Genomic DNA, 24,234 nt, shown 5'->3' with positions numbered 1-24,234 from the left:
TAATCGCGGTTCCACCCTAATTCAGAGAATATCTTCTCTGCTCTTAATTGAATTGGCTAGAGGTGCCTGTTTCCCAGATGTCCTTGCACTACCGACACTCGCTTGGCTGGTACTTTTTAAAATCCTCATTATTACCAAAGTACATTGGTATTTTACCATAATCACGGATGTAAACAAAAGATTTAATCAAAATAATTTTAATTCATCTAAGAACTTCTTCGTCTTTAGATTTAGATCAACAGTTTCTTGATAAATGCGGTCAATGGCTTTGCGAGTTGCCCTTTTAGTTGCATCATTAACTGCAATTGATCCTAAGCGTTCAATCGGCAGTAAGCCAATTGTTCTTAAAACTGCTGTTTCTTTCGGCTCTAAATGCATACGACTGGTTTCTTGATAAAAATGGTCACTGCAAATAATGCCGCCGCGCTTGATTGAATAATCAAAAACGCCCTGCTTTTTGCCGCAAATAACGCAACTACGTAATTCTGGAGCAACCCCATAAGCGTCCAACAGCTGCATTTGACAAATTTGCGTAATCATTTCTGGATCAATACCAGCGTTAATCTTCTGCAAGGCAAATTCGGTCAATGAATAATACTTACCAAGAGGCTGGTATTCCACAAAAGCATGGTCAACCAAATCTAAAATAAAAGAAGCATAAGCATTCTTGGTTAAATCGTTAAATAACCCATCAAATTGCTTTACTTCTTTATAAGTGCGCAAATTACTTAAACCTTGGCCACTCGTATAAATAATATACGTTCCGTAAGAAAAATTGAGTAACGCTGCCCCTAATTTTGATTTAGGTCGCAATGCTCCACGAGCAATCATCGTAATAATGCCATTTTCTTTGGTAATGATCTTGGCTAGTAAATCTGCTTCTTTAAATTTTTGGCGTTTAAAAATAATGCCTTGAACTTCTTTAAGTTCACGTGTCATTTATGAGAGTGCCTTCTTGTCATAACCGATTTGCTTCAAAAAGCTTGGGTCAGACCGCCAATTACGTTGCACTTTAACCCATAAATGTAAATTAACCTTTTCACCGAGCAAATTTTCGATTTGACGGCGAGAATTAATACCAATTTGCTTGAGCATTTTACCGCCCTTGCCAATAATAATTCCCTTTTGCCCATCTTTTTCAACATAAATCGTTGCTTCGATTTGCAATTTGCCCTTCTCGTGCTGGTTCATCCGTTCAACCCAAACGGCTGCAGCGTGCGGTACTTCTTCAGCGGTTAACTTCAGAATTTGTTCACGCACTAATTCCGCAACCATAAAGTATTCGGGACGATCAGTAATCTGTTCAGGATCATAATAATCGGGACCCTCAGGTAAATATTGGTGCAAAGTAGCAATCAAGTCGGTAATACCAACTCCTTGAGTTGCGGAAATTGGTAAAAATTCCTTAAACAAATCAAGTTTGCGATAAGAATCAATAATTGGCAGTAAGTTATTCGGATTAACTTGGTCAACCTTGTTGATTACCAAAAAGACAGGTACCTTAACTTGTTTTAACAAGTCGATGATATATTCGTCACCCTTACCCATTTTTTCGGGTTCAACCATAAATAATACTAGGTCAACATCGTTTAAACTAGAAACGCTGGCTTTATCCATGTAATCATCCAGTTTAAGATGCGGCTTAAAGATTCCCGGTGTATCGACAAAGACAACTTGCATGTCATCTGTTGTGTAAATACCAGAAATCTTATCGCGGGTAGTCTGCGGCTTATTAGAAGTAATTGCCACCTTTTGACCAACCAAATTATTCATTAAAGTTGATTTACCAACGTTTGGTCGTCCGACTAATGCAACAAAACCAGATTTATTTTTCTTATTTTCAGTCATTATTTTCCTCTGCCTTCATCTAGTTGGTCAGGATACAGTGGTAAGCCATATTCTTCAAGTACTTTGCCTTGGATACCAAACATTTCTTTTGCCTCATCAGGTTTAATATGGTCGTAACCATTAAGATGCAAAAAGCCGTGAACTAAGGTATAACCAAATTCACGGTCCCAGCCCGTTCCGTATTCCTTACTATGACGTTTAATCACGCTCGGACACATAAACAAGTCGCCGATATCTTCTTGAAAGTCTGGATCTGCAGTAAAAGCTGCAAGATTTAGGTCATCTTCACCATCTTCAATTGCAAACGAAATAACATCAGTTGGTCGATCTTTTTCACGATATTGTTTGTTAATCGCATGACTACGTTCTTCATCAACAAAATTGATGCTCATTGCCAAGTTATTTTCTTTAGCAATTGCCTTTTTGGCAAGTAACAACAACTTCGCAATCCAATCCTGCCAATCACGATCAGCATTTTCTAAAAAGCCAACCTCATCATTATAGGTAATTTCAATCGACGTCATTAATGTCTTTCGTCCTCTTTCTCATAAGCATTAATAATTTTAGCAACCACTGGGTGACGAACAACATCATTAGCGGTAAAGCGAATAAATTTGATTTGGTCAATGCCCTTCAAAATTCGTTGAGCGTCAATCAGTCCACTACGCTGGCGACCCGGTAAGTCAACCTGTGTCATATCCCCATTGACAATCATCTTTGAATTAAAGCCTAACCGTGTCAAAAACATCTTCATCTGCGCATCGGTTGTATTTTGGGCTTCATCCAAAATGACAAAGGCATCATCAAGTGTTCTCCCCCGCATGTATGCCAGAGGAGCAACTTCAATTACGCCCCGTTCCATCAACCGATCAGTTGTATTAGTCCCCAAAATTGCATAGAGCGAATCATAAATTGGCCGTAAATACGGATCAACTTTTTCCTTTAAATCTCCTGGTAAAAATCCTAAAGATTCGCCAGCTTCAACAGCTGGTCTAGTTAGAACAATTCGCGAAACCTCACCCTTTTTAAAGGCTGCAATGGCACAAACGACAGCCAAAAATGTTTTACCGGTACCGGCAGGTCCGATTCCAAATACAACATCACTTTTTTTAATGGCTTCAACATAGCGTTTTTGTCCCATATTTTTAACTCTAATCGGTTTACCTTTAGCATCCCGAATTAAAATCTCTTTATATAGGTCAGCAAAATACTCTGTTGTCCCCTTATCTGCCATTTTCATTGCGCTGACAACATCAGGCGCACCGATGTTAACACCAGTGCTCACAACATTGTCCAAAGCCTTCAGGACTGCGATTACTTTACGCGTGTTTTCAACGTCACCGTCAACAACAATTTGGTTGCCGGTATCAGTTACGTTTAGATCGTAACCTTCAGCTAACAAGTTAAGATTACCATCATTAATTCCAACTAATTTTTGGATATTCTCTGGATTTTTAGGAATAAAATTGGTTCGAGCCAAAAACTTCGCTCCTTTTCTTGCTTAATTTAGATGATTACGCACTGCGCTGGAAGCTGCTTTACCATCAGCCTTGCCCTTGATCTTAGGCATCAAAGCCTTCATCACTTTACCAAAATCAGACTTACCTTTGGCATCGACTTCGGCAATTGTCTCAGTGACAATTTGCTCTAACTCATCTTGGGACAATTGCTTTGGCATGTAACTTTCTACAACTGCCAATTCCTGCTTAGTTTCATCAGCTAAATCAGTTCTAGCAGCCTTGGTAAATTCTTCAATTGATTCTTCGCGTTGCTTCTTTTCCCGATTCAAAACGGTCAGTTCCTCGTCTGAACTAAGTTCATGACCTGCCTTGATTTTTTCATTCATCAGGGCTGATTTAATCATCCGCACCGTATTCAATTTAACTTTATCGCGTGCTTTCATGGCTTCCTTCATGTCAGTCATAATTTGTTCTGATAAACTCACAAGTACTCCTTCTTTCTAAATATAGAATCTAATTAAATTATAGCAAATCTAGTCCGTGGTAGAAAACAATTAATCAAATTTATCTGCAAAAAAAACGGCTCCTATCAACAGATAGAAGTCGCTTCTTTATATATTAATAATGTCTACGTTTCCGTGCTGCTTCAGATTTAAGCTTTCTACGTACACTAGGTTTTTCGTAGAATTCGCGTTTGCGGTATTCTTGCAAGGTACCACTTCTTGAAACGGAACGTTTGAAACGACGAAGAGCATCATCAATAGACTCGTTTTCGTGAACGACTGTCTTGGCCATGTGTGATCCCTCCTTCCATTTCTTGACGTTACCGTCATACATTTATTTAAATTATATCAAACCTCACGCAAGGGTCAATACATACATGCAATATTTTTAAAAAAGTTTTTTGGCAGCATTATTTTAACTAAATCTGTTAAAAAAATTTCAAAAATGTATAATTAATTAAAAAGGAGTTAATAATGAGCGAAGAAACACTTAAAAAAGAAGTTAACATCATAATTATTTCTGATTCTGCTGGTGATACTGCTTTTAACAATGCCATTGCCGCGGCCGCACAATTCCCTGATGCGCAAGTCAATTATCGGCGTTATCCATTTATTACCGATAATAACAAACTTGATGCTGTGTTTGATGAAATTGAACAATATCCCAATATAATTATTATTTATAGTCTGGTTAAAGATGAAATGCAAATTCCGGTAATCAGATTTGTCCGTGAACATAAGGTTCAGAGTGTCGATATTTTGTCCCCTGCCCTGGAGGCTTTGCAAAAGGTGACGGGCAAGAGACCATTAGAAAAAATTGGTGCCCAACACAAAATGAACCAGCATTACTTTGACCGGATTTCAGCGATGGAATTTGCGGTTATGTATGATGATGGTAAAGACCCCAAAGGCTTTTTGGAAGCTGACGTGGTTTTATTAGGGGTTTCGCGAACTTCTAAAACACCATTATCCTTATTCTTAGCTAATAAGAACCTAAAGGTTGCTAACCTGCCGCTTGTACCCGATACACACATTCCAAAAGAAATTTATAAAATTAATCCGAAAAAGATTATCGGCTTAACCAATGATCTCTCCGTGCTAAACGAAATTAGACGGGAAAGAATGATCTCTTATGGCTTGAGTCCAGATACAACGTATTCGAATACCGATTCAATTAAGGCTGAACTTGATTCCGCGCAAAAGCTTTATGATAAGCTCGGATGTTATGTTATCAATGTTGCTCACCGTTCAATTGAAGAAACTGCGGCTTTAATTATGGATCACTTAGGGGTTGAGCAGCTATAATTATAAGTAAGTACTTAATTTATGCTTTAAGCTAAAAATATTTGGAGATAACTAATTATGAACAAACAAAAAGATACTGCAATCTTTGCCGGCGGCTGCTTTTGGTGCATGGTTAAGCCCTTTGACAGTTTACCCGGCGTTGAAAAAGTAGTTTCTGGCTACACTGGCGGTCATGTTGCTAATCCAACATACGAGCAAGTTTGTGCCGGGACTACTGGTCACACCGAAGCAGTTAAAATAACTTTTAATCCAGAACTAATGCCGTATGAAAAATTACTGCAATATTACTGGCAGGTAACTGACCCAACCGATGCTGCAGGCCAATTTCAAGATCGTGGAGATAATTACAGACCCGTGATCTTCTATAATTCTCCTGAACAAAAGGCTGCTGCCGAAAAGTCAAAGGCAGAATTAGCAAATAGTGGTAAATTTGATAAACCAATCGTTACCCAGATTGAACCCGCTGTTCCTTTTTATGATGCCGAAGATTACCATCAAGACTTCTACAAAAAGGACCCACTGAGATATTCTTTAGAAGAATCCGGCGGCCGCGATAACTTTATTAAAGAACACTGGTCTAAATAAAGTTACGGTTAAACACTTAATAGTGAATTGATGCTATTATGTAAATGTGGACGCTGATATTGAGGTATATGATATACTAAAATAACAATAATTATACTATCTAGAGATTTAATTTTACTTTGTTAAGCGTCCATAAAAGCCATCAGATTAACTGATGGCTTTTTCAATGCTTTTAAAAACAATAATTTTTAATATTAATACAAAGGCAAAAAAGAAAAATAATGCTACAATGGAAAACGAATTGCGTAAGTTTTCAGGATGATTGGGAGATAATTATCACCAAAATCCTAATTTCTTTATTTATAAGGAGCTATTACTAACCATATGGATCAATTGGATAAGTTTAATAGGCGCTACAATTTACTTTCCAAAATTTCGGCGTCGTTCTTTTACTCGCTGGCAGTTGCCGTTGCGTTGAATTTCTTCTGGACACCAGGCCACATGTACTCATCTGGAATAACTGGCTTTGCCCAACTGATTAACACATTGAGTGAGCGCTTTTTACCGTTTACATTAACAACTTCTGTCATGTATTTTGCGCTTAATGTCCCGTTGTTCTTGCTAGGTTGGTTTAAGATTGGGCACAAGTTTACCTACTTTACCATAATTACGGTTGTCTTAGGCACAATCATGATGCACGTGGTTAACCCAGTCAATATGCATGTCGATCCGTTAGTTTGTGCTATCTTTGGCGGCATGATAAATGGCTTAGGGACTGGCTTTGCTCTTAAAAACGGGATTTCAACTGGTGGACTTGATATTATCGGGATTGTCATTAGGAAAAAAACAGGCGCCAGCTACGGCAAAGTCAATATTATGATTAACTTGATAATTATTGCTGCTGCAGGCTTTGCCTTCGGTTGGAACCGTGCACTTTATTCTGCTTTAACTATCTTTATTAATGGCCGAGTAATTGATGCAGTTTATACGCAGCACCAAAAGCTGCAGGTTACGATTGTAACTGAACATGCCCAAACAATTATTGATGGTATTCAAGACAAGATGCATCGCGGAATTACCATTTATCACGATGTCGAAGGTGCATACAGCCATGACGAAAAGACCGTTTTAGTCACCGTTATTGACCGTTATGACATGTATGATATTTTACAAATTATTAAAATGAGTGATCCTTATGCCTTCATGAGTGTCAGTGAAGTTGAGCACGTTTACGGGCGATTTAGGGAGCAAGAAATTGTTTAAACTAAAAGAGTGTTAGAAACTTTCTAACACTCTTTTTCATATCCTAAAATTAAGCAAATAATTTTCGATATTCGCCATACCCTGCTTGCTCGAGCTCGTCATAAGGAATGAACTTTAATGCCGAAGAATTAATGCAGTACCTTAATCCGCCCTTGTCACTTGGTCCATCAGTAAAAACATGTCCCAAATGTGAGTCAGCATCCGGACTTTTTACCTCTGTTCGCTCCATATTATGTGATTGATCGCGATGATAAGTTAGTTTTTTAATTGGCTTAGTAAAGCTAGGCCAACCGCAGCCAGCATCATACTTGTCTTCGCTGGAAAATAACGGCTCCCCCGACACAACATCAACATAAATTCCGCGCTGGTAAAAGTCGTCATACTTGCCGCTAAAAGGATAATCAGTTGCCGCATTTTGCGTTGATGCATACTGGTCTTGTGTTAATTCTTTTAATCGTGCTTCTTTTTTTGCTTGATCCATAAAAATACACCATCTTTCTCCCTAACTATAACAAAAATTTGATTATTGGGTTACATTTAAAGACTTATTAAATTTTTTGATTTATAATTCCACTATTGCCGTATGGTTTATAATTAAAAGGTAAAATAATTAACAGAAAGGATTTTTTAATTATGCCGCATCTAGCAAAAAGTTTGTCTAGAACTATCAATACCAAAATCGCGCAATTATCTGATTCAGAGATAACTACGTTTAATAACCAAACATCCAAAATCCCTGGGATTATTAAGTTAACAATCGGTGAACCTGATGTTAATACCCCTGAGCACGTTAAGCGAGCCGCGATTACCGCTATTGAGAGCGATGATTCTCATTATGCTCCAGAAGCTGGTAAGCCAGAATTATTAAGTGCGATTAGTGACTATTTAAATGATAGTTTAGGTGTTGTTTTTGATCCTGAAACTGAAATTTGTGCAACTGTTGGTGCAACTGAAGCTTTAAATGTTGCTTTCATGACCCTGCTTAATCCTGGTGACAAAATTTTAGTACCTACTCCAGTTTGGGGTGTCTACTTTGGCATTATCGAAATGACCGGTGCGATCCCAGTAGAAGTTGATACTTCCCAAGACGATTTTCTCTTAACTGCAGATCATTTAAAAGAAGTATTGGCAAATGAAGGAAAAGGCGCAAAGGCTGTTGTTTTAACAGATCCGTCTAACCCTACTGGCCGGGTTTATAGTAAAGAAGACCTGCTAGAGTTAGCCCAAGTTATTACAGATAACAACCTCTTTGCCATCACTGACGAAATATACGCTGAATTAATTTATAACAACAAAAAGCACTACTCATTAACTCAGATTATTCCTGAACGGACATTGCTCTTATCTGGTCTATCCAAGAGCTTTGCGATGACTGGGTGGCGCCTTGGATATATTGCTGGGCCTAAAGAAATCATGAAGTCGGTCATTAAAGTTAACTCATTTTTAATTACTGCTGTTACTGATAACGTGCAGGCAGCCGCAACCGAAGCACTAGTTAATGGTGCAGCTGACTACCCGATTGCCCGCGCTACTTATCAAAGCCGTCTGGAAATTATCGAAACTGGTTTACGCAAATGCGGCTTTAGTATGGCCACTCCTGAAGGTGCGTTTTACATTTTCGCTAAAATTCCTACTAAATTTGGACAAGATGATGTTAAATTTGCGACCGATTTAGCTAATAAAGCAAAAGTTGCACTAATGCCCGGCAGTTACTTTGGCCAAGGCGGTCAAGGCTACGTACGTTTATCTTACGCCGCTTCAACAGAAGACTTAGAAGAAGCTGTCCGTCGGATTACCGACTACGTTAATAACGACTTATAATCAGTAAGCAAAGTAGACGTAATTCCGCGTACTTTATAGTAAAATTAAATAGATAAACGATTTATCAAAATAGAAAACAGTTAAACGAAGGGATTTTATTATGAAAATTACAAGATTAAATGAGCCTCTATATACTAACGGTGAACCACCAAAGGTTGGCGACAAGTTGCCAGATTTTACTGTTGTTAGAGCTGATGGCAGTAAGGCTACTAAGGCTGACTTATTATCTAAGCCAACTTTAATTAGTGTTGTTCCTGACCTTAACACTAGTGTCTGCAGCATTTCAACTAAACGTTTCAACAACGAAGTTGATAAATTTGACGGCATTAACTTCTACACTATTTCTACTAACACTCTCGACGACCAAAAGAATTGGTGTGCTGCTGAAGGCGTTAAAAACATGGAAATTTTATCAGATGAAAGCCACAACTTCGGTGAAGAAATGGGTCTTTACCTTGAAAGCGGCGTAGATTCAAGAAGTGTTTGGATTATTTCTGCTGACGGCGAAGTTTTGTACCAAGAATTGGTTTACGAAATGACCGACGAACCAGATTACGATGCTGCCTTAACATTTTTAAGCAACTTAAAATAATTAAGTGTTAATATCAAAAAAGATAACCAGTAATGGTTATCTTTTTTTAATATACAGATTCAGTTAATACTGGCCATGTCGCAAAAGTTTGGTCGGCCGGATTAAATTGATAATTATTCTGAATAAACTCTTTGGCTTTTAGAACCAATGGTGACGAATTATCCCAAGTAAGCTGCGTCAATGGTATAGCAATAGCCCCAAGAGAATCTTGCCCGGCAAATTGGTTAACTGTTTCCTGTAATTCTCCCTGCCACTTCTTAACTTGGTAAAAGACGCAGAGATGTTGATTGTAATGCCAATTTTGATAATCCCAAGGATAACGAAAAGAAGTAATTCCTAATTGAAATGCTTCAAGAGTAGTTAGTCCTGTTTCTTCTTGAATTTCACGTCCAATTGCATCCGTGAGCTTTTCACCATCCTCAAGGCTGCCTCCTGGCAGATCATAACGATTAGTATAGGGTCCGCCATGTTTTTGGATAACAATTAACTTTTCTTGTTGCTGCATAATGCCGTACACACCAAATGCGCGATGATACTTGTCGGGCATTTTAAGAACCTCCTTACTTATAATTTTCAATAAAAAAACGATGTGAATTTATTCTATCACATCGTTTTTTGCTGGTTTATTTATTATTCATCCCAAGTTGCGTTTTGATCCGCATCTTTTTGAGCTTCTTCTTCTAAGCGTGCTTCTGTTTGCGCAACACTTTCTTGATATTGTTCTTCAACTTCAATGCCCAAGTCAGTTAATTGTTGCTCGGCAACTGGGGCTGGCGCGTGCATCATTGGCTCTGAAGCACTGGCATTCTTTGGAAAGGCCAAGACATCACGGATATTATCCTTCTCTGCCAACAACATGGCAAAACGATCAAGTCCGATCGCCAACCCAGCGTGTGGTGGGAAGCCCATGTCAAGAGCATCAAGAAGGTAACCAAATTGTTCATATGCACGTTTCTTAGTAAAACCAAGTGCCTTAAGCATTTTTTCTTGAATTGAACGCTTGTGGATTCTGATTGAACCACCACCAAGTTCATCCCCGTTCATGACAATGTCATAACTGCGAGCATGAGCCTTATGTGGATCAGTATCAAGCAACTTAATTCCTTCATCATCAGGCATTGTGAATGGGTGGTGGGCAGCAATCCAGCGGCCAAAGCCTTCATCGTATTCAAATAATGGCCAGTCAACAACCCAGACAAAGTCAAAGACATGCTTAGGAATAATGTCAGTTTCTTTAGCAAATTCACGTCGTAAATGATCTAAGGAATCACAACAAACTTTCCACTTGTCAGCAACAAAGACAATTAATTCGCCGCCCTCAAGACCAAATTCCTTGATTAAAGCTGCCTGATTGTCATCTGTTAAGAAGCGGCTAACAGGACCAGAAAATTCGCCATCTTCAAACTTGACCCAAGCCAATCCCTTAGCATGGTAACGTTTGATGTAGTCTTGCTTTTTCTCAATTTGCTTACGTGAATATGCCTTAGCACCATTCTTAACGGCAATTCCCTTAACAAAACCACCATCTTGAATTGCATTTGCAAAGACCTTAAAGTCACTATCGGCAAAAATATCGTTCAAATTATGAATTAACATACCAAAACGTGTATCAGGCTTGTCTGTACCGTAATTATTCATTGAGTCAGTCCAAGAAATCCGGGCAATTGGTGTCTTTAGGTCAATCCCCATAACGTCCTTCATAATTTTCTTGAGCAGACCTTCAGTATAATCTTGCACTTGTTGTTCATCAGTGAATGAAGTTTCCATATCAATTTGAGTAAACTCAGGTTGACGATCGCCTCGCAAGTCTTCATCACGGAAACATCTTGCAAGTTGGTAGTACTTATCAAAGCCTGCACCCATTAATAATTGCTTAAACAATTGTGGTGATTGTGGCAAAGCGTAAAAACTTCCGGGATAAATTCTTGATGGTACAAGGTAATCACGGGCTCCTTCTGGAGAAGACTTTCCTAAAATAGGCGTTTCAATGTTAATAAAGCCATTTTCATCAAAGTATTCGTGAGTTGCACGCAAAATCTTTGACCGTAAAATAATTGCTTGTTGCAAATTTGGCCGACGCAAGTCAAGGTAGCGGTACTTTAATCTAGTTTGTTCGCCGACCTCAATATCATTTTTAATTTCAAAAGGTGGAGTCTGAGACTTATTTAAAATCTTAATTGCAGAAGCTTCAATTTCAACTTCCCCAGTTTTCATTTCTGGATTGACGCTTGAACGCTTAACAACTTGTCCCTTAACTTGAACAACATACTCACTACCAAGTGATTCAGCTGTTGCCATCAATTCTACCCCAGAATCATGGTTGACAACGACTTGCACTAATCCTTCACGGTCACGCAAATCAATAAACAATAAATTTCCTAAATTGCGGACGCGTTGCACCCAACCATACAAATTAACTTCTTGGTCAAGATATGCAGTAGTGATATTGCCGCAGTAGTCTGTTCTTTTTTCCATTTGTTCCATAATTAATCCTTTAATTGTTCCATAACTGTTTTCATGTCGTCAACGTCTTCAAGTTGTAAGTCGATTGTTTTACCATCAGCCAGCCGCTTAACATTTAACGTACCATTAGCCAATTCTTTGGCACCAAGAGTAATCACGAACTTAGCGTGAACACGGTCGGCCTTCTTAAATTGCGCCTTGAGCTTCTTTTGGTCAACATCATATTGCGCTCTAAAGCCTTGCTTGCGTAATGAGCGGGCAATTTCAACGGCTTTAATTCCAGTTCCTTCACCAATATTAGTAATGAAGAAGTCAATTCCTTGATCGGCAAATAAAGTTGGATTTTGTTTTTGCAAAACAAGCATTAGTCGCTCTTCACCAATCCCAAAACCAACAGCTGGCGTCTCTGGGCCATCAAATTCTTGTACTAAATGATCGTAACGACCTCCACCCAAAATGGTAGTTGCTGATTCCCACAAACTCTTATCTTCAACCATAAATTCAAAAATAATTCCAGTGTAGTAGTCAAGTCCGCGAACTAAATCATTATCAATAACGTATTTAATCTTCAGTTGATCGAGAATATCAGTAATCTCGTCAAAGTTAGCTTTAGAATCTGCATCCAAGTAATCAATAATCTTAGGTGCATCTGGCAAGAATTGCTTATCCTGCTCATCTTTAGAATCCAAAATTCTGAGTGGGTTCTTTTCCAAGCGACGCTTAGAATCATCAGACAACTGGTCTTTTAGCGGTGTGAAGTAATTGACCAAGGCATCATGATAATCTTGGCGCACTTGCGCGTTGCCTAACGTATTAATATGCAATTCGTAATTCTGTACACCAAGTTTGGCAAGTAAGTCATGTGCCAAGACAATCGTTTCAACATCTGCTAGCGGATTGCTGGAGCCAAAACTCTCAACCCCAATTTGGTGGAACTCACGTTGACGGCCTGCTTGCGGGCGCTCATAACGAAAAGTTGATTCGATATAGTAAACGTTAAACGGCTTGACTACTTCTGGAGCATACATTTTGTCTTCAACATAAGCTCGAACGACACCAGCTGTTCCTTCTGGACGCAAGGCAATGTGCCGACCACCCTTATCGTTAAAGTCGTACATTTCCTTTTCAACGACGTCAGAAGTTTCACCACTTGAACGTGAAAAGACCTCATAATTTTCAAAACTTGGTGTTCTAATTTCTCGATAATTGGCTTGCTTAAAGAAGTCACGGACAGTTTGCTCGACCTTTTCCCATGAACCGGATTGTTCAGGTAAAATATCGACTGTTCCTTTTGGTTTTTGAACTCTCATTTAATCATCCTTTTAAATATAAAAAAGCGTCCTTGAAAAAATCAAGGGCGCTAAATTTCGCACGGTACCACCTTTTGCCTGCTGCGAATAACGCTCGCGACGCGCATATTATCTGCTAAAGGGGTCACAGTCAGCTTTCTATCCGCCTTTCACACCAATCAAGCGGTCTCTGTCATAGAAATTGCTAATCTTCAATCTTTGTCATTGATAATTCTTGTTTTAGCTTATAGTTTTAAGGCCCAAAAGTCAACCTAGAATGCAAAATTCTGCTGTTTTTTATAAATCCAGCACAATCGTAAACGGGCCATCATTTTCAAGATCAACCTTCATATCAGCGCCAAATTCACCAGTTTCGACATGCAATCCGGCATTAACTAGTTCTTGGTTGAAATCTTCCCATAATTCTTTTGACTTAGGTGGTCTCATAGCCTCAATAAAGCTAGGACGATTACCCTTCTTGGTATCAGCCAGCAATGTAAATTGACTGACACTCAAAATTTCACCGCCAACATCCTTGATTGCTAAGTTAGTCTTGCCGTCTTCATCTTCAAAAATCCGCATTTTGGCTATTTTAGCCGCCGCTTTTTGAACAACTGCGAGGTCATCGCCTCCTTTAATCCCAACCAAGAGAAGCAGACCGCGCTTAATTTGACCAACAGTCTCACCGTCAATGTTTACTTGGGCATGGTTAACCCGTTGAATTACTACCCGCATTTAATTATCTGCCCTTCGTGTTTCATAGATGTCCGGGACATCACGTAATTTGCTCAAGATTTTGTCCAGTTGAGCGGCATTTTTTACTGCCACTGTAGCATAAATATGGGCAATATTATTTTCATTTACTTTACCCGACAAATTATTAATATTCGTCGTAACAGTATTTAATTTGGTAATCACATCGCTTAACAGACGTTCACGATTATAGCCAAAGACTTCAATGTCAGCATTAAAGGTTTGCTTAGAACCATCAGCACTATCGTCAACATTTTCCCATTGCACATCAATTAGTCGCCCTTGACTAGCTGCATCATTGGTAATATTGCGGCAATCTGCACGGTGAATTGTTACACCACGTCCCTTAGTGACATAACCAACTATCTTATCACCAGGAACCGGATTACAACACTTGGCCAAATGCAGCATTAAATCACTAATGCCTTGGATCATCACACCATTCTTGTGCTTAATCTTCATTGGTGAACCAGCTGATTTGTTAGGCTGAGTTGTTGAGGCGGCTTTTTGTCCCGAATTTAGGATCTCTTCTTCAAGCTGCTTTTGCCGTTTTTCTTCTTCTTGGCGCCGCAAGTCTTGGGTAAGTCGATTAACAACACTGATCGCAGAAAGATCACCAAAGCCGACAGAAGCAAACATTTCATCAGCAGTATGGTAGTTAAACTGATCGAGAACTTTTTCAAGGTGATCCTTGTCCATAAATTCTTTGGGAGCTAAGTCTTGTTCGCGCAGCTGATCGGCAACCATTTGTTCGCCCTGCTCAATGCTTTTTTCTCGATCTAAATTACGGAAATAGCGGCGAATTTTATTTCGTGCCCGCGAAGTCTTAACAATATCCATCCAGTCACGTGACGGTGTCGCATTTGACTGGGTCATAATATCAATTACATCGCCGTTTTTCAGCTTGTAATCAAGGGGAACTAATTTGCCGTTAACCTTGGCACCAACGGCATGACTGCCAACCTGCGTGTGAATTTGATAGGCAAAGTCAAGTGTCACCGCACCTTTAGGCAGCTCGTAAACTTCGCCCTTAGGTGTGAAAACATAAACGCGGTCAGAAAAGATTTCACTTTTGACACTCTTCATAAATTCGCCAGCATCTTGAGTCTCATCTTTTAATTCTAAGATTTCACGAACCATGTCCAATTTCTCGTTTGAACTGGTTTCTTCAACGCCAGTGAAGTTCCCTTGCTTATATGCCCAGTGAGCAGCAACCCCGTATTCAGCAACTTCATGCATTTGTTCAGTTCTAATCTGAATTTCTAATGGGCGACCGCCAGGGCCAATAATTGTTGTATGCAGCGATTGGTAACCGTTAACCTTAGGAACAGCAATATAATCCTTAAAGCGGCCAGGCATTGGCTTCCACTTAGTATGAACTGCACCTAAAACGGCATAACAATCTTTAACAGTCTCGACAATTACCCGAACAGCAGACAAATCGTAAATTTCATCGAAGTCCTTGTGCTTATCGATCATCTTTTTATAAATAGAATAAATATGCTTCGGCCGACCGTAAATTTCGTATTTAATTCCTAAACTGTCAAGACTGCTTTCAAGTGTATCAATCGCATCCTGGATGTATTTTTCACGCTGACTGCGCTTCAAGCTCATCATATTAACAATTTGATAATAAGCTTCAGGATTTAGATAATGAAAACTCATGTCTTCTAATTCCCATTTAATCGTCCCAATACCTAAACGATCTGCCAGTGGTGCATAAATGTCCATTGTCTCTGAAGAAATTCGCCGCTGCTTATCTGGGCGCAAATGCTGCAAAGTGTGCATGTTATGCAATCTGTCAGCTAACTTAACCATAATGACACGAATATCTTTGGCCATTGCAATTAACATTTTACGGTGATTTTCAGCCAAAAACTCTTGGTGTGACTTATATTCATACTTGTTAAGTTTGGTCACACCATCAACAATAAAGGCAACATCCTTGCCGAATTTTTCCTTGATATCATCGTTAGTAACAGGCGTATCTTCAACAGTATCATGTAAAAAGCCGGCAGCAACCGTATCTGGATCAAGACCTAAGTTTGCTAAAGTTCCAGCTACTTGAGTTGGATGTACAATATAAGGCTGTCCTGAAGCCCGCTTTTGCTCCTTATGTGCATTATTCGCAAATTCATAAGCTTCTTCGACAAAGGCAATTTGCTTGTCATTCATATATTTTTTACAGGCTGCTATTACCTGATCGTGCGTCATTTCAATGTATTTCGACATTTGCATCACCCTTTCTAGTTATAGATCTGTTTATCCATTAAACCAAAAATTTCAAAAATGAGATAAATTATACCGAACAGCAAATTGTATTTAGCGAATTTAATCATCATTGCCAAACAAAAGAGCACTGGTAATATCAGTAGCCAGTATTTCGGTAATTTAAGGGTAATTATCAATCGACCAACATGGTAGCTGATAATACTGTTAACAATGATAAATAATAATCCTACCCGCAAAACAATCGGTACACCAAATAGACTACAGCCAAACGGTAAAATTGCCACTAATAGACTCCACCAAATGATTGGCATTGCTTGCAATTGATTTAATTTATGAATTGGGGGGATTGCCAGAATTTTTTGTTTAAATTGTTTGAGTTTAATAATCAATCTATTTTCCTTACTTAATTTACCATTATAGTCTTTTTTATTGTTCTTTGCGTTCAATTATTAGTCCCACCCAACGATCTTGACGCATTGTCAATGTAATCTTAAAGTTATATTGCTCTAAAGCTGTCTTGATTTTATCCAATTGCAGATAATCAATTCCTGAAAAAATAACTTGGCCGCCTTCATTTAAGTGGTCATTCAATTGCGGAATTAAATCCAGGAGAATTTCTGCCAAAATATTAGCTACAATAATATCAAATTTACCAGTAATCCCTTGTAACAGGCTTGCTTTTTCTACATTAATATTAGTTAAATTATTTAAGGCAATATTTTCACCAGCAGCCGTAACAGCTTCATCCGAAATATCGGTTGCCAAAACATTTTGAGCACCAAGAAGCGCGGCGGCAATAGCTAAAATACCGGATCCTGTTCCAACATCAGCCACGCTTTTAGGTGTTGTCATTGCCCGTTCTAAGCCCATCATTGCCAGCTGGGTTGTCTTGTGATTGCCCGTTCCAAAAGCTAAACCTGGATCAAGCTTAATCAACTGCTGATCCTTAAAGGCAGGCTCATAGTCTTCCCACTCAGGTACAATCGCCAAATGCCGTGAAAAATCAATCACATGGTAGAATTTTTGCCAAGCAGTATTCCAATCTTGATCTTCAATATAAGATGTTGTAATTTGCCCGGAGCCAATAGCTAGCCCATAACCTTTTAGTTCGGCAAGTTTGTCATGATATTTTTGGACCAATTCTTTTGCATCTGCTTCTTCATCAAAATAGGCAAAAAATTGCATATCTTCAGGTAAATCTTTAATTTCATCTAAATTAACAATCGTTGAATCATGTTCCCAACCGGCATGTTCAAAGTCGGTTCGTTTCCTAGTTTCAGTTCCTAGCGCACCCAATATATCCTGGCTATAAACGCTAAGTGCGTCTTCTACTTCATGACTGGTTTCAATTTTAATAATTAATAATTTCATTTTAACTTAAACTCCCTTTTTATTTTTATCCGCGCAATGCTATCATAAAAAAGGTGATAATTATGGCAAAGAAAAAAAATAAACTTGAAAAAACATTAGTTGAAAAAATTTTAGAGCGGAATAAAATTCCGTATGAACAAACCCAGTTTGCAACCCACGAAGATTCTGGTGGTGTTGCCCAAATGGATACTTCTATTTTAAACGAGAATGAACATTTGGTCTACAAAACCTTAGTTTGCACGGGTAATAAAACTGGCCCACTTGTTGGCGTTATTCCGGTAACTGAGCATTTAAGCATGAAAAAACTGGCTAAAAATTCTGGTAATAAAAAATGCGAAATGCTGCCGCTTAAAGACCTAGAAAAGACAACTGGCTATGTTCATGGTGCCAATACGCCGATTGGTATCTATTTTAAGCATCATTTTCCGATTTATCTAGATAGCGGCATGAATAATGAAGAAAAAGTTGGTGTTTCCAGCGGTAAAGTTGGCCGCAGTGTTTTCCTAAGTCCCGATGATCTGCAACAAGTCACTAATGGCGTGTTCTGCGATCTATTAGAGTAGTAAATTTAGCAAACAAATAAAATATTTTCCGTATAGAGTAAAACAATCAGGCAAAATTCTTCATTTGTAATATAATATAAATTAACAAAAACAGATAAGGAATAAAAACATGACATTATTAACAGATGAACAGCTTGCAAATATTGCACACGATTATTTTTTAAGTAAATTAAATATCGCTGACATTTCCAAAAAGTATGACCTTTCGCGTTACTTGATTACCAAGGCGTTAGAAGAAGCCGAAGAAAAAGGAATTGTCAAAATCAGTATTTATCAAAGTCCCAAACGAGCTGAAAAACTAGAGCGTAAATTGCAGCGACTCTTTAATCTAAAAGAAGTGTACATTTTAGAAGACTTAGAAACTAAGAATCAAGATAACGAGATGATCGTTAATTACGCTGCTAAACAAATTCAAAATTATACTAAATCGGCTCACGTAGTTGGCCTAACTTGGGGAACTTTAATTCGCGATATTATTAATAACTTTCCTGAGACTGAACGTGAGGATTTAACTTTTGTACAACTAGTTGGTCAAGCAGTTAATGCAAGCAAACGCAAAAACCAGCTAGTACAACAGGCTGCTGATAAATTTGGCGCCAACTGTCTAACTTTCCCAGCTCCGCTTTACACAATTAATCCTGATTTTGTAAAAGACATTCTGAAAGAGCCGTTCTTTGAATATATTAAAACTTTTTATCCAAGAATAGATCTAGTCTTTGCAAGTATTGGAACCCCGCAATCGTTAGAATCCGGACAATTTTTCATGGATTATTACGCAGATAAGATATTTAGCCACATTGACCGCAGTAAAGTTGCCGGCATGATTTTTGGGCGACCATATGACATTGATGGTAACTTCTTTAAGCCGATTGAAACACACATTTGTGGCATTAGTTTTGCAGAAATTATGCAAATTCCTAACCGCTTTGTGATTGTCAAGAATCGTTTTAAAGAAGATGCCCTCCTAGGTGCATTAAGAAGCGGGATAGTTACCCACTTAATTACAACTAGCGGTATTGCAGAACGAGTAATTCGCAAGAATATTGAGTTTAGTTAAACTCTTCCTCATATATTTTACTAATATAATCCTGTAATTCTGCAACTTGGTGACGGCGTGAACGGGCACATTCTTTAGCTGGCCGCTCACATAAAAAGCAGTGTCGTATGGGGAATCCTAACTTTGATCGTGATAAGGCTGCTGGTTGATCTTTAACTAGCACATCAGCATCAAACAGACGTCCTAATTTGTTTTTATCTTCAAATTCAATTGCGACTTCTTTTACAGACTTGGCAGCATCATTTAATAAGTAGAAATTTTCACAACCGCTTGACCTGTCCCAGCTATTTACCAAGAAATACTTGAGTCCTTGAGCGGTTAAGTCTTGCTCTAAAGCTGCACAGCCTTTGGCAAATAATTTTTGTAAATAATGATTATTTTTAATTGGCCCCGGGATATTTAGCTTTACATCTAGCAGTGTACCTTGCGGATTTTGACTAAAAATCTCTGCTTGCAATGCTGCACGCTGATCTTTAGCAGCCAATACATCAGGAATACTTTGCGGTTCACCCGTTAAAAAAATTGATTGCATTATTATAAACTTCCTTTTATCATTATTATAACTAAAAAGCGTGGAAACGAGCTATTACTTATTTCCACGCTTTTAATTTATAATTTTTTAGTCTTTAACTTGCTTGATAGTATCAATAATTGAACCATCACGATATTCAACTAAAGCAACTGTTCGATCAGTATATTCAAGCGGCTTTGGTACACCAACTTGCTTTTCAGCCATCTTTTGCAAATCCTTAATATCAAGAATTTGCAAACCAGGAACCTTACTAAACGCAGCGATTAAATCTTGCCGTTTAGGATTAATGGCAATCCCGCGTTCAGTTACTAGTACGTCGATGGAGTCACCTGGTGTAACCACTGTTTCAACAGATGGCACAACTGTTGCGTTACGTCCACGAACAAGTGGCGCGGTAATAATTGTCATTTTGGCATTAGCTGCATCTTGGTGACCACCAATCGCACCCCGAATAACACCGTCTGAACCAGTCATTACGTTAACGTTGAAGTCGGTATCAATTTGAAGAGCCGATAAAATTGCAACGTCCAAATTATTAACAACTGCACCCTTATTATGTGGATCAGCGTACCAAGAAGCATCAATTTCTTGTTGATCCTTATTTTGAGCCATTGAAGCTGCAGCACCCTTATCAAAGTCCTGAACATCCATGATTTTCTTGACTAATCCTTCTTCAAGAAGATCAGTTGTTGGCTTAGTAATACCACCCAAAGCAAATGAAGCTGTAATACCATCATCAAGCATTGATTGCCGTAAATAACGCGTTACAGCTAATGCGGCACCACCCGAACCGGTTTGGAACGAAAAGCCTTGCTTGTAATATGGTGAGTTAGTAATTACTTGGTTAACCATTTGCGCAATCTTTAATTCTTTTGGATCTTTAGTAAAGCGGGTTGCTCCTGAACCAATCTTATCTGGATCACCAATCTTGTCAACTTTAACGACATAATCAACTTGATCTTGTTTAATTGAAGCTGGTGTATTTGGATAATCAACAATGTTGTCAGTTAACAACACAACTTTATCAGCATATTGCGCATCAATTAAGGCATAGCCAAGTGAGCCAAAGACAGCATCACCATCTTGACCATTGGCGTTACCAGCTGGATCTGAAACTGGAACACCTAGAAAGGCAACATCAATTTTAATGTCACCCTCTTCAATTGCCCGAGCACGATTACCATGTGAACGGAAAATAACTGGGTTCTTGAGGCCACCATGAGAAATAAAGTCACCTAGTGAACCACGCATTCCTGAAGAAACAATGTTAGTAATAACGCCCTTTTTAATTGCTTCAATTACTTTATCATTCATCACGCCAGTAAGAGAAGATGGTGCCAAAGTTAAATCTTTATAACCCATTTCGATAATCTTATCCATTACTTTATTAAAAGCAAAGTCACCATTTCTGAAATGGTGGTGGAAAGAAATTGTCATGCCATCTTTAAGATTATTTTTAATAACATCTTCAAGTGAATCGACAACTTTATCTTCGCCTGCAGTAACCCGTACTTTAGGTGCAACTCTTTGAACTTCTGGATTACCAATAGCAGCTGATTCAAATGGCTTTAAATTCATCTTTGACATTAACTCATCTGGTAACTTACGGTTAACTTTATTCTCCAATGTAATTACCCTCCTCATCAATTAAGTTCGAAGCTTTGGCAGTTTCAATAACGCGGTTTGCCTTGGCAACAACTGGCTTATCAACCATCTTACCATTCATTGAAATAACACCTGAGCCCTTGGCTTTAGCTTCTTTAATCGCATTTTGAACGTTTTTGGCGTTTTCGATTTCTTCTTTAGATGGGTTGAACACTTCGTTAACCATTGGAATTTGCCGTGGGTTAACTAGCGACTTACCATCGTAACCAAGTTCATAGATATATCTTGTCTCGCGATAAAAGCCTTCGGTATCCTTCATATTTGAAAAGACCGTGTCAAAAGCATAAACATCAGCTGCCCTAGCTGATTGTAAAACCATATTCCGAGCAAATTCAAGTTCGCGGCCATCTGGATAACGGTGAGTATGCATATCAGCAGTATAGTCTTCACCAGAAACAGCAAGTCCCATCATTAATGGTGTTGATGATGCAATAGTTGGCGTATTTAAAACACCCTTAGCACTTTCAATCGCTGCCATAACACCGATTGAACCTTTTTCAACACCGTATTCTTCTTCAGCCTTTTCCATATCCTTAACTAATTTTTGGATCATTTCAGCTGATTCAGTCTTAGGCAAACGAATAACGTCAACGCCGGCCTTAACCATAGCTTTAACGTCTTCGTCGTAAAATGGTGTATCTTGACCATTAATACGTACAACAATTTCAGCACCGCCAAAATCAACGTGCTTAATTGCGTTATAAACAAGCATTCTGGCAGCATCTTTTTCAGTTAAAGAAACTGCATCTTCCAAGTCAAGCATAATTGAGTCAGCACCATAAATTCCAGCATCTTTAACCATTGCTGGGTTATTGCCAGGTACAAACATCATCGTCCGACGTAAACGATTTTTTACGTAAGTCATTTATTGCAATACCTCCAATTCTGGTTTATCAGTAGTTTCAGTTGCTCTTTGTGCTGCTGCTAAAGTACGTGCAGCAATAACACAATCAAGCGCACCCTTATCAGTTGCTTTGACCTTGGCATTATTAATGCCAAATTTGTTCAAGGTATCTGTGATTACCTTTTTAATTTGATCGCCATATGCCTTGATTACTTCTGAATCTAAGTCAATTTGGATACCATCATTGCCTTTAGAAATCATAATTTGGATATCTGAGGATTCTAAAGTTCCTGCGACGCCAATTGTTTTAATTTCCATTAATATTCATTCCTTTCTGAATTCTAGTTTGTAAAATTTTTTGATTACTTTTAATAAAGTCCATTGTCGAAAGTGGAACAAATGACTTAATTGCTTCTAAGTCTCCTGCTTTAATCAGCCGTCTTACTTGAGTCGCCGTGATTACTTGATTATTATTGCTAAACCGTGGCACAACTTTGACGTCAATCTGGGGACTAAGTTCGTTAATTAAACTCTCATTGTAGAAATTAGTTGTATGTGAGAAAGGTTCCGTCCCCAAATATCGTCTACTGATTGCTAACTTAGGTGCAATAATATTTTTAAAAACACGTGCATCAATTGTAGTCTGAGTCTTAATTAAATCATCCGATGTTTTTAAGAAGTATGCCGGAAAAGTCGCTTTGGAAACCAAATAGTCACCACCACTGACAACAAGGACATTTTTTAAATCAGCAGTTCCATTCTTAACTAACTGCATTCGCTCACTAGTTTTAAATAAAGAAGCATCTGTTGCGACAACAAAAACATAGACTAAGTCGTTTTCTTGACTAGCCAATTGGACAAGCTGTCGGTGACCCAAAGTAAACGGATTGGCATTCATGACAATCGCTGCTACTTTTTTAGAACTTTGATTTGGAATTTGCGGAATTGCTGCTAAGAAATCATCTACATCTGGCGTACCGCTCTCTAAAAAAGCAGCCTGTCCAGTATGCGCCAATTCCGTAAAGCCAAGATGCTGAAAACTAGTTGAGTATTGGGTCTTAGTAAAGACAAAATTATGAAAAATCTTGCGGTTAAACTGGTATTGCTGTAAGGCCGTCACTATCTGATTAAAACGGCTGCCGGGAGTTGCGTCTTGATTGCAAACGCCGATGTATTTTAAAACATTGCCAGCAACACTACCCGTTCCCATTAACTGACCTTCATCATCAACAATACCTAAAGTATGGTCAATGGTATTAACTTCGCGAGCACTAAAATTGCTTAGACCTAGTTTTAGTAATAATTGCTCCCATTTGGTCCGTACTGCTTGATCGCTTAAATAAAGATCTACTATTTGGTCCATTGGGCAGCTTCCTTTAAAAAATTATTAATTTCATGATACATAGCACGTGGCTGTTCAGCTTGAATTAAATGGCCACAATTATCGATAATCTTAACCTGAATCTTAGGATTCAGGTTTTGCATTTGAAATGCAAAATGATAATCGAAAAACGGCGAATTTTTTCCAGCTAGAACAAGCATTGGTACTGACATCTCCATTATGACGTCGCGCCAGTCTTGCTCTGCGTGATCGATTAGGCAAAGATAATTATCTTCAGCAAGATATGGATGCTCTTCAGCTTCTTTTTTAGCCTTTGCAAACATTTCATCATCAATGTGAGCATAAAATGCATTACCAAAGTCTATTTTTAAATATTCGGGGTAATTATCCCACGTTAATTCTTTAAAGCCATACTGCCAAGTTTGGTCACTAATCATTTTGGGTGGTTGGTCCAAATCAATGATTGCACGTAACCTTTCACTGCCATATAAAGAAATATATGACCATAGAGTAGCTGCTCCCATTGAATTACCAATGCCAATCACATCATGTAAATCAAGCTTTTGCAGTAATTCTGCCAAGTCTTGAGCGTGCCGGCTAATTCTCTGTCCCTGATAGGTCCTTTGCGACAGACCTTGATTGCGAGGATCTAAGATAATGAAGCGAAAATCATTTTTAAATAACTGCATGACATCAAGCCACATCTGACTCGACCCGCCAATGCCAGGGATAGCAACAATTACAGGTTTGGCTTCACCTGTATCGTAATAATGCAATTGGATACCATCGTTAGTGGTAAAATCCAT

The 24,234-nt window shown here is 38.5% G+C and carries 27 protein-coding genes; 7 read left to right on the top strand and 20 right to left on the bottom strand.

Annotated elements, in window-relative coordinates; all coding sequences use genetic code 11:
* Positions 1-186: 186 nt before the first annotated feature.
* From recO to rpsU, 6 genes are all read right to left on the bottom strand, one after another.
* Positions 187-939, bottom strand: coding sequence for a DNA repair protein RecO (gene recO, locus PT278_RS01085; protein WP_277129598.1), 753 nt, complete (start codon positions 937-939; stop codon positions 187-189).
* Positions 940-1,848 (bottom strand): GTPase Era, encoded by a 909-nt coding sequence (gene era / locus PT278_RS01080; protein WP_277129597.1) that lies wholly within the window; start codon positions 1,846-1,848, stop codon positions 940-942.
* A complete protein-coding gene (gene ybeY / locus PT278_RS01075) occupies positions 1,848-2,372 on the bottom strand; it encodes an rRNA maturation RNase YbeY (protein ID WP_277129596.1) in 525 nt (174 codons plus the stop codon). Before ybeY ends, era begins: the two co-directional genes overlap by 1 nt.
* Positions 2,372-3,328, bottom strand: a complete 957-nt coding sequence (locus PT278_RS01070; protein ID WP_277129595.1) for a PhoH family protein — start codon at positions 3,326-3,328, stop codon at positions 2,372-2,374. Before PT278_RS01070 ends, ybeY begins: the two co-directional genes overlap by 1 nt.
* A gap of 21 nt (positions 3,329-3,349) precedes the next feature.
* On the bottom strand, positions 3,350-3,793 hold the full coding sequence (locus PT278_RS01065; RefSeq protein ID WP_277129594.1) for a GatB/YqeY domain-containing protein: 444 nt from the start codon (positions 3,791-3,793) through the stop codon (positions 3,350-3,352).
* A 133-nt stretch (positions 3,794-3,926) separates the two neighbouring features.
* A complete protein-coding gene (gene rpsU / locus PT278_RS01060) occupies positions 3,927-4,103 on the bottom strand; it encodes a 30S ribosomal protein S21 (protein ID WP_009560161.1) in 177 nt (58 codons plus the stop codon).
* A 182-nt stretch (positions 4,104-4,285) separates the two neighbouring features.
* Here rpsU and PT278_RS01055 point away from each other — a divergent pair, with 182 nt between their 5' ends.
* The 3 genes from PT278_RS01055 (at position 4,286) to PT278_RS01045 (ending at position 6,904) form a co-directional block, all read left to right on the top strand.
* On the top strand, positions 4,286-5,116 hold the full coding sequence (locus tag PT278_RS01055; protein WP_277129593.1) for a pyruvate, water dikinase regulatory protein: 831 nt from the start codon (positions 4,286-4,288) through the stop codon (positions 5,114-5,116).
* A 57-nt stretch (positions 5,117-5,173) separates the two neighbouring features.
* Positions 5,174-5,701, top strand: coding sequence for a peptide-methionine (S)-S-oxide reductase MsrA (gene msrA, locus PT278_RS01050; protein ID WP_277129592.1), 528 nt, complete (start codon positions 5,174-5,176; stop codon positions 5,699-5,701).
* A 324-nt stretch (positions 5,702-6,025) separates the two neighbouring features.
* Positions 6,026-6,904 (top strand): YitT family protein, encoded by an 879-nt coding sequence (locus PT278_RS01045; protein WP_277129591.1) that lies wholly within the window; start codon positions 6,026-6,028, stop codon positions 6,902-6,904.
* Positions 6,905-6,953: 49 nt separating this feature from the next.
* Here the strand turns inward: PT278_RS01045 and msrB are convergent, their stop codons facing one another.
* Entirely contained in the window at positions 6,954-7,391 is a 438-nt protein-coding gene (gene msrB, locus PT278_RS01040; RefSeq protein WP_277129959.1) for a peptide-methionine (R)-S-oxide reductase MsrB, read from the bottom strand.
* Between the two features lie 146 nt (positions 7,392-7,537).
* Here msrB and PT278_RS01035 point away from each other — a divergent pair, with 146 nt between their 5' ends.
* The gene (locus tag PT278_RS01035) at positions 7,538-8,725 is read left to right on the top strand and encodes an aminotransferase class I/II-fold pyridoxal phosphate-dependent enzyme (protein WP_277129590.1); all 1,188 of its coding nucleotides are present in this window, start codon (positions 7,538-7,540) and stop codon (positions 8,723-8,725) included.
* Positions 8,726-8,825: 100 nt separating this feature from the next.
* The gene (gene tpx, locus PT278_RS01030) at positions 8,826-9,317 is read left to right on the top strand and encodes a thiol peroxidase (protein WP_277129589.1); all 492 of its coding nucleotides are present in this window, start codon (positions 8,826-8,828) and stop codon (positions 9,315-9,317) included.
* 46 nt (positions 9,318-9,363) lie between these two features.
* Here tpx and PT278_RS01025 read toward each other — a convergent pair whose 3' ends face one another.
* The 7 genes from PT278_RS01025 to prmA all read right to left on the bottom strand — a co-directional run bounded on the left by PT278_RS01025 (position 9,364) and on the right by prmA (position 17,425).
* Positions 9,364-9,864 (bottom strand): NUDIX hydrolase, encoded by a 501-nt coding sequence (locus PT278_RS01025; protein ID WP_277129588.1) that lies wholly within the window; start codon positions 9,862-9,864, stop codon positions 9,364-9,366.
* Positions 9,865-9,947: 83 nt separating this feature from the next.
* The gene (gene aspS, locus PT278_RS01020; RefSeq protein WP_277129587.1) at positions 9,948-11,801 is read right to left on the bottom strand and encodes an aspartate--tRNA ligase; all 1,854 of its coding nucleotides are present in this window, start codon (positions 11,799-11,801) and stop codon (positions 9,948-9,950) included.
* A gap of 2 nt (positions 11,802-11,803) precedes the next feature.
* The gene (gene hisS, locus PT278_RS01015; RefSeq protein ID WP_277129586.1) at positions 11,804-13,090 is read right to left on the bottom strand and encodes a histidine--tRNA ligase; all 1,287 of its coding nucleotides are present in this window, start codon (positions 13,088-13,090) and stop codon (positions 11,804-11,806) included.
* Between the two features lie 276 nt (positions 13,091-13,366).
* A complete protein-coding gene (gene dtd / locus PT278_RS01010; RefSeq protein ID WP_277129585.1) occupies positions 13,367-13,804 on the bottom strand; it encodes a D-aminoacyl-tRNA deacylase in 438 nt (145 codons plus the stop codon).
* Positions 13,805-16,054: a bifunctional (p)ppGpp synthetase/guanosine-3',5'-bis(diphosphate) 3'-pyrophosphohydrolase gene (locus PT278_RS01005; RefSeq protein WP_277129584.1), complete on the bottom strand. Its 2,250-nt coding sequence runs from the start codon at positions 16,052-16,054 to the stop codon at positions 13,805-13,807.
* Between the two features lie 14 nt (positions 16,055-16,068).
* The gene (locus tag PT278_RS01000) at positions 16,069-16,437 is read right to left on the bottom strand and encodes a hypothetical protein (RefSeq protein ID WP_277129957.1); all 369 of its coding nucleotides are present in this window, start codon (positions 16,435-16,437) and stop codon (positions 16,069-16,071) included.
* A 43-nt stretch (positions 16,438-16,480) separates the two neighbouring features.
* Positions 16,481-17,425 (bottom strand): 50S ribosomal protein L11 methyltransferase, encoded by a 945-nt coding sequence (prmA, locus tag PT278_RS00995; protein WP_277129583.1) that lies wholly within the window; start codon positions 17,423-17,425, stop codon positions 16,481-16,483.
* Positions 17,426-17,487: 62 nt separating this feature from the next.
* On the opposite strand from prmA, the gene ybaK reads away from it, so the two are divergent.
* Together ybaK and PT278_RS00985 are read left to right on the top strand one after the other, a co-directional pair.
* Complete coding sequence (gene ybaK, locus PT278_RS00990; protein WP_277129582.1) at positions 17,488-17,988, top strand: Cys-tRNA(Pro) deacylase; 501 nt, start codon at positions 17,488-17,490, stop codon at positions 17,986-17,988.
* 109 nt (positions 17,989-18,097) lie between these two features.
* Positions 18,098-19,045 carry a sugar-binding domain-containing protein gene (locus PT278_RS00985; RefSeq protein ID WP_277129581.1) on the top strand — a complete coding sequence of 316 codons (948 nt, stop codon included), beginning with the start codon at positions 18,098-18,100 and terminating at the stop codon, positions 19,043-19,045.
* Here the strand turns inward: PT278_RS00985 and citX are convergent.
* From citX to PT278_RS00955, 6 genes are all read right to left on the bottom strand, one after another.
* On the bottom strand, positions 19,038-19,577 hold the full coding sequence (gene citX, locus PT278_RS00980; protein ID WP_277129580.1) for a citrate lyase holo-[acyl-carrier protein] synthase: 540 nt from the start codon (positions 19,575-19,577) through the stop codon (positions 19,038-19,040). The genes PT278_RS00985 and citX overlap by 8 nt on opposite strands.
* 87 nt (positions 19,578-19,664) lie before the next feature.
* On the bottom strand, positions 19,665-21,203 hold the full coding sequence (gene citF, locus PT278_RS00975; RefSeq protein ID WP_280927532.1) for a citrate lyase subunit alpha: 1,539 nt from the start codon (positions 21,201-21,203) through the stop codon (positions 19,665-19,667).
* Positions 21,193-22,107 carry an aldolase/citrate lyase family protein gene (locus PT278_RS00970; RefSeq protein ID WP_277129578.1) on the bottom strand — a complete coding sequence of 305 codons (915 nt, stop codon included), beginning with the start codon at positions 22,105-22,107 and terminating at the stop codon, positions 21,193-21,195. Before PT278_RS00970 ends, citF begins: the two co-directional genes overlap by 11 nt.
* Positions 22,108-22,404 carry a citrate lyase acyl carrier protein gene (gene citD / locus PT278_RS00965; RefSeq protein ID WP_277129577.1) on the bottom strand — a complete coding sequence of 99 codons (297 nt, stop codon included), beginning with the start codon at positions 22,402-22,404 and terminating at the stop codon, positions 22,108-22,110.
* On the bottom strand, positions 22,394-23,449 hold the full coding sequence (gene citC / locus PT278_RS00960; RefSeq protein WP_277129576.1) for a [citrate (pro-3S)-lyase] ligase: 1,056 nt from the start codon (positions 23,447-23,449) through the stop codon (positions 22,394-22,396). The genes citD and citC overlap by 11 nt, the downstream gene beginning before the upstream one ends.
* Positions 23,437-24,234 (bottom strand): alpha/beta hydrolase, encoded by a 798-nt coding sequence (locus tag PT278_RS00955; RefSeq protein WP_277129575.1) that lies wholly within the window; start codon positions 24,232-24,234, stop codon positions 23,437-23,439. The genes citC and PT278_RS00955 overlap by 13 nt, the downstream gene beginning before the upstream one ends.

Origin of the sequence: Lactobacillus sp. ESL0703 (assembly GCF_029433435.1) — a bacterium.
Taxonomy (GTDB): domain Bacteria; phylum Bacillota; class Bacilli; order Lactobacillales; family Lactobacillaceae; genus Lactobacillus.
The sequence above is the reverse complement of the archived record's forward strand: the minus strand, read 5'-3'. Positions and strand labels throughout refer to the sequence as shown.